Genomic DNA, 5,933 nt, shown 5'->3' on the forward strand with positions numbered 1-5,933 from the left:
ACATATATTCGGTGAGATAGAGGGAAAAATCTGCTATCAAGTATTACAGAATAATCAAAATTCACCTTGTCTTTTTTGTCCTCTACAACAACAAGCAGAGAATCGGCTTTCCCTTCCAGTAGGGACGACATTTGAATGGGAAAATCAAAATACACTTAACGGTAATTTTTATCTCTATAACGATCGGATTATTCGCTGGAAAAATGGTCAGTTGGCTAAGGTACAAGTCGGAATTGATATTACCAATCAAAAGAAACTAGAATCTGATTTAAAAAACATTACCCATTATGATACATTAACGACCTTACCAAATCGTTTATTATTTACGATCCATCTAAGTAATATGATCCATCAAAGCAGCAGAAGCAACCATTATGCGGCTATATTATTCATTGACTTAGATCACTTTAAAACGATCAACAATACTAAAGGACATGCTGTCGGTGATCTCGTGTTAGTGGAGACAGCTAAACGCATTTTCAATATTATTCGTCAATGTGATACAGTAGCACGCTTCGGTGGTGATGAATTTGTTGTCTTGATTAATACTTATGAAGACGATAAGATTCAAGCTACCTCTGATGCACAAGTTGTCGCCGAAAAAATTCTTGCCGAATTGGAAAAACCTTTTTATATCGACAATTACGATTTTAGATCATCGGCTAGTATCGGGATTTCGATGTTTGTAGACATGGAACAATCCATCGATGATTTAATGAAGTATGCAAACAGTGCTATGCACAATGCAAAAATGAGAGGACGAAACACATTTTGCTTTTTCGATCCAGTACTGCAAAAAATCATTGAAGAGAGAGCGCAAATGATAGATCGATTGCGTAAAGCGATAGAAAACAATTTTTTTGCTTTGCACTATCAAAATCAAATTTTAGTCAATCGAGATCAACGTGTTATAGGGGTAGAAGCACTTATTCGATGGAACGATCCCGAACACGGTATGATTTCTCCTGGTGAATTTATTCCCCTCGCAGAAGAGAGCGGATTGATTGTCCCTTTGGGTGAATGGATTATGCGTGAGGCGGTAAAACAATTAGTAATTTGGGATGATGATCCCATTAAAAAAGATTGGCGTATTTCGGTCAATGTCAGTTATAAACAATTTGAAAAAGATGATTTTGTATCTATCATCGAGTCAATCATTCAAGAATATAAAATTAATTCTAAACGGCTTAGACTTGAGCTCACTGAAAGTCTATTGATAAAAAATACTCAAGATGCCTTAAATAAAATAAACCAGCTAAAAGCCTTAGGGCTTACTCTTTCGATTGATGACTTCGGAACCGGATATTCATCCTTGTCTTATCTTAAACAGCTTCCTATTAATGAACTTAAAATAGATCAATCCTTTATTCGTGATTTAACGAGCGATAGAAATGATGTGATAATTGTTGAAACAATCATTTCTATCGGTCAAAAATTTGGCTTTGAAGTTATAGCTGAAGGGGTTGAAACCAAAGAACAATATGACAAACTCATACAGATGGGCTGTGAATATTTTCAAGGCTATTTTTTTGGCAAACCTATTCTTCCGGCACTTTTATAAAATGATCGAAACAAAAGTGTTATTGATTGATCGTTTACATAAAGCTATCAAAAATAATTTTATGAAATTATATTATCAACCCCAAATTATTTTAGTTGGTAATCGCTTAGAATTCGTCGGGGTGGAAGCACTAATCCGTTGGCATGACATAGACTATGGAATGATTTCGCCTGGAAATTTTATTCCGATTGCTGAAAATAGCGGCTTGATTGGTCCACTATGTGAATGGGTTTTACACGAAGCAATACGACAACTAAAGAGATGGGAGTCAGACGAATATAAAAAAAAATGGCGTATTTCTCTTAATGTAAGCTATAAACAATTTGAGAAAGAGAATTTTCTCCCTATGATAGAATCTATTATGGGTAAATACAATATTAATCCAGAAAAACTTCGCCTCGAACTTACTGAGAGCCTATTGATAAAAAATACCAAAGAAACTCTGAATAAAGTACATGATTTAAAAGCACTAGGGCTTACCCTTTCAATCGATGATTTTGGAACAGGGGATTCATCCTTGTCTTATCTTAAGCAATTACCCATTGATGAACTCAAAATAGATCAGTCCTTTATTCGTGATTTAACAAGTGATCAAAACGATGTAATTATTGTCAAAACTATCATTTCAATTGGACAAAAGTTTGGTTTAGATGTCATTGCAGAAGGGGTTGAGACAGAAAAACAATATGAGAAGCTTGTATTAATGGGATGTAACCATTTTCAGGGATATCTTTTTGGAAGACCGGTTGAGCCATTATATTTATAAAATCAATCATAAACGACGACTCCATAGTTCTCATCAATCCGATAAAAACGAGAATCGGCAGTAATAACTAACTCATCCAATCGTGCAAGATGCACGTAACTTTTTTTTCCGATTTTGATCCCATTTTCGAGAAAAAACCGCTTAAGATTAACAAATTTGATATCGTTCACAAACTTATATTCAAACTGACTATAAAGACGCATTTTTTTATAACCGAAAATATGACTGTCAATACCCAACTGTGTTGCGGCATATTGAGTTGGAAGATAGCCTGATAAATCAGTTAAATTTTCTTCTATGTGTGCATATTTTGGAGGAAGAGTCTGTTTCTCGAGAAATATATAGCGGTTTAATTTGATATGTCGACTATCATTCCAATACTGATAAGCCGGCGAGGATAAGTCAAGCTTGGTATATATCTCTTTCCAAAGCCAGTGTTTATCCAGTATAGAATGAAGTGTTAACATATATTTATTCGTCGTAATCAGGGTTACTAAATGATAAACGCCTAGCATACATAAAACGATCTCGATAATACCCTTTTTCTATCGAATCATATTGAACTTTTCGAGCAGCATACGAAGCATGAATTATTTTGCCATTTCCAGCATAGATGGCGACATGTGAAGGATCCGATTTATAGGTTCGGTAAAACATTAAATCACCGATTTGTAAATCATTGAGACTGACGTTTTCCCCTAACAGTGCTTGTTCAGTAGCACTGTGCGGCAAAGATACACCGAATGATTTATAAACTTGCTGTGTGAATCCCGAACAATCTGTGCGATCACCGTCTTTGTCGCCGAAACCATATGGAGTTCCCAGAAACTCTTTGGCACGGGTGAGAACTTTTACTTTCGCATTTTTAAAACTTTTAACAATTTTTTGGGGAGTGCTTTTTGGGGTAGCATCTACCTTCACCTCATCAGGACATAGCGAAGCTGAAGCAATCGGAGCAGGTTTATTGACAACTAAAAAAGCTTTGTTATCTTCACCGATTTTATCAACATCGACTTTGGTATTTTTTAAGACTTTAACAGGAACAGGCTCGGTCAATGTAACCGGTTTAATCGTATCACTAGTCAAGATTGATTTGGATATAGAAGAGGTATTTTTTAGGAAAGGATCATCCTCTCTGAGAGAATCATTTGCTTTTTTAACTTCACGTTCATATTCTAAAAAGAGGGATGGCTCACGCCTTGACGTGTCAGCTTGGGAAGCTATAGTCAGTAAAATCAGTGATAACACTGTTCGTTTTATCAGCATTAACCCTCCTCATTTCTCTGCATTTACAGTCATTATAGATCAAAAAGCTTTAGTTTTTTTTATAATACTCAATTTTAGCACTATGTTATGGTACACTTTCTTCAAAAACGAACGGATAACAAGCCCTTTATGAAAGAAGCTATCGTACTACTAAACATGGGTGGTCCCAATAATTTGGGTGAAGTTGAGATGTTTTTGCACAACATGTTTAACGACCCTTATATCATACGTACAAAAAGCTCTCTACTGCGCCGATTAATCGCCGGCATAATTACAATATCTCGAACAGAAAAATCACAAGAGATATATCGGCAAATCGGAGGAAAATCTCCTCTGGTTGATCTCACAAAACAGCTCGTTACACGTGTTCAAGAAACGGTAGGGGATGAGACAATCGTTGATTTTGTGATGCGATATACCCCTCCAATGGCAAAAGAGGTGTGCCAACGGCTAAAAGAGGAGGGGGTTGAAAAAGTGTACCTCATACCTCTCTATCCCCAATACTCCTCTACGACAACCCAATCCTCGCTAGATGATTTTGAACAAACAGCTCATAAAATCGGTTGGGATGTTATTAGTGTAGAGGTAAAGCACTTCTTTTCTAATCCTACCTATAACCAGTGTCTCATTGAACGGATCAAAGAGTCTTTAGGAGAGGATAGCGCCGAATCGTTTGAACTTATTTTCTCCGCGCATGGATTACCGCAAAATATCGTCGATCAGGGTGATCCGTACCAACGGCAGGTAATCGCTCACGTGGAATTGGTTAAAGCAATGTTACACGAATCTCATCTGAACTTCAGTGCCATCCATTTAGCTTACCAATCCAAAGTAGGGCCTATGAAATGGTTGGAACCTTCACTGGAGAGTACCTTGCGTGACCTCCAAACCAAACGGGTTATCATCGTCCCCATTGCCTTTACTGTCGATAACTCAGAAACCGATTTCGAACTCTCTATCGAGTACGCCGAAGTCGCTCATGAGTTAGGATATGAGGTATATCGGGTATGCCGTTGTCCGAATGATCATCCATTGTTCGTCCAAACCATCACCGAATTGTATGCAAAAATGAAATAAAAGGTGAATTGATGATTAGTATTGACTTGTTGCTTATTATTCTTGGTATGTCGCTTCTGTTTTTACGCCATATTTCCGTCTATAAAGATCCGACAAAAATTAATTACACCCCCGTCGTATTGGGGCTTGGATTTATCGGTGCACTACTCCATTTCATACTAAATCCTTTGATCGATATTAATATCATTAAAGAGTCTCTTTTGTCTTTGAGTGTCGGGATTCTCCTCTCGGCGGTCATGAGTGTCATGAATCAAAGCATATCGGTCATGAACACCCATGCAATTCGTTTACGTATTCATGAAATAGGCGATGATATTTTGACATTGGCATCATCTATTACAACCCTAAAAGACCGAATTGATCTCGTGACTCAAATGGAGAGTTCAACACATGAGCAAATCCGAACCGTCTTTAAAGATGAGTTTGAAGTGCTCAATACGATTGAAGCTAACCAAAACCTCTTTATCACTAAAATCGAAGCCCTTTTACTCCAACAAGAAACTGCAATGGGGAAATTTGAAGAGTTTACCCTCTCCGAACTTCCTAGCTTGGATCATGTCGTTCACCGTCATATCGATATGCTCCGTGTCGCTGAACAAGATCACTTCAATCAACTCAAAAATGTGGTCCAATTCAGCTGTGATGAACAAAAAGAGGTACAAACTCAGCTTCAACAGCTCCATGGCCTTATAACGCACCTAGGAAATCAAAAAAGTCCTGAACATACTATCACCGTTTTAAAAAACGAGCTCGACCGCATTGTTCATGATTTTTCACATCATATTCAGACGTTGGGATCAAAAAGTGAATCGATTGTCACCACCTTGCTCGAAAATGATGCACTGCTGAAAGGTTCACGTGAACAAAGCGAACTAATCATGCAGCAGATGGTTCTCTCCTCCAAACAGATGCGAGAGATGACATCTCATTCCAAAGAGCTCTCCGATTCATTGGCACCGCTTTCTCATCTGTTTACCACGGCTGAATCACTCTACTACGAGTTTGTCCATGCAAAAGGAAAACTCAGCGAACTTGTCGTTACCCTCGAATCATATGAGCATCATGAGTACCGTGCCATTCGTCAGGCGCTAGAAGAGGTGGCGGCAGAAGCAACCGCACAAATGAAACTCTTAGTGCACAATCTCCACGAAAGAGAGTTTAAAGCCAAAGAGCCATTCTCCCTTGCTGAGACCAAAAATGTTCAAGAATTAGCGAGTAAAGTGAAGCTCCACAAGAGCTATTTGGGAGAAAACCAAGAATAAA

6 protein-coding genes are annotated in these 5,933 nt (G+C 37.9%); 4 read left to right on the forward strand and 2 right to left on the reverse strand.

What is annotated here, in order from left to right; all coding sequences use genetic code 11:
* The coding region (locus JZU62_RS04860; RefSeq protein ID WP_295012462.1) for an EAL domain-containing protein at positions 1–1,561 on the forward strand (1,561 nt) is incomplete at its 5' end.
* On the forward strand, positions 1,530–2,327 hold the full coding sequence (locus tag JZU62_RS04865) for an EAL domain-containing protein (RefSeq protein WP_295012463.1): 798 nt from the start codon (positions 1,530–1,532) through the stop codon (positions 2,325–2,327). The genes JZU62_RS04860 and JZU62_RS04865, both read left to right, overlap by 32 nt.
* 2 nt (positions 2,328–2,329) lie before the next feature.
* On the opposite strand, the gene JZU62_RS04870 is transcribed toward JZU62_RS04865, so the two are convergent.
* The gene (locus JZU62_RS04870; protein WP_295012465.1) at positions 2,330–2,794 is read right to left on the reverse strand and encodes a hypothetical protein; all 465 of its coding nucleotides are present in this window, start codon (positions 2,792–2,794) and stop codon (positions 2,330–2,332) included.
* 4 nt (positions 2,795–2,798) lie between these two features.
* Positions 2,799–3,593 carry a C40 family peptidase gene (locus JZU62_RS04875; RefSeq protein ID WP_295012467.1) on the reverse strand — a complete coding sequence of 265 codons (795 nt, stop codon included), beginning with the start codon at positions 3,591–3,593 and terminating at the stop codon, positions 2,799–2,801.
* A 129-nt stretch (positions 3,594–3,722) separates the two neighbouring features.
* Here JZU62_RS04875 and hemH point away from each other — a divergent pair, with 129 nt between their 5' ends.
* Both hemH and JZU62_RS04885 read left to right on the forward strand, forming a co-directional pair.
* Positions 3,723–4,670 carry a ferrochelatase gene (hemH, locus tag JZU62_RS04880; RefSeq protein ID WP_295012469.1) on the forward strand — a complete coding sequence of 316 codons (948 nt, stop codon included), beginning with the start codon at positions 3,723–3,725 and terminating at the stop codon, positions 4,668–4,670.
* A gap of 11 nt (positions 4,671–4,681) precedes the next feature.
* Positions 4,682–5,932 (forward strand): hypothetical protein, encoded by a 1,251-nt coding sequence (locus JZU62_RS04885; protein WP_295012471.1) that lies wholly within the window; start codon positions 4,682–4,684, stop codon positions 5,930–5,932.
* Position 5,933 lies beyond the last annotated feature (1 nt).

The organism is Sulfuricurvum sp. (assembly GCF_019163035.1).
In the GTDB taxonomy this organism is placed as follows: domain Bacteria; phylum Campylobacterota; class Campylobacteria; order Campylobacterales; family Sulfurimonadaceae; genus Sulfuricurvum.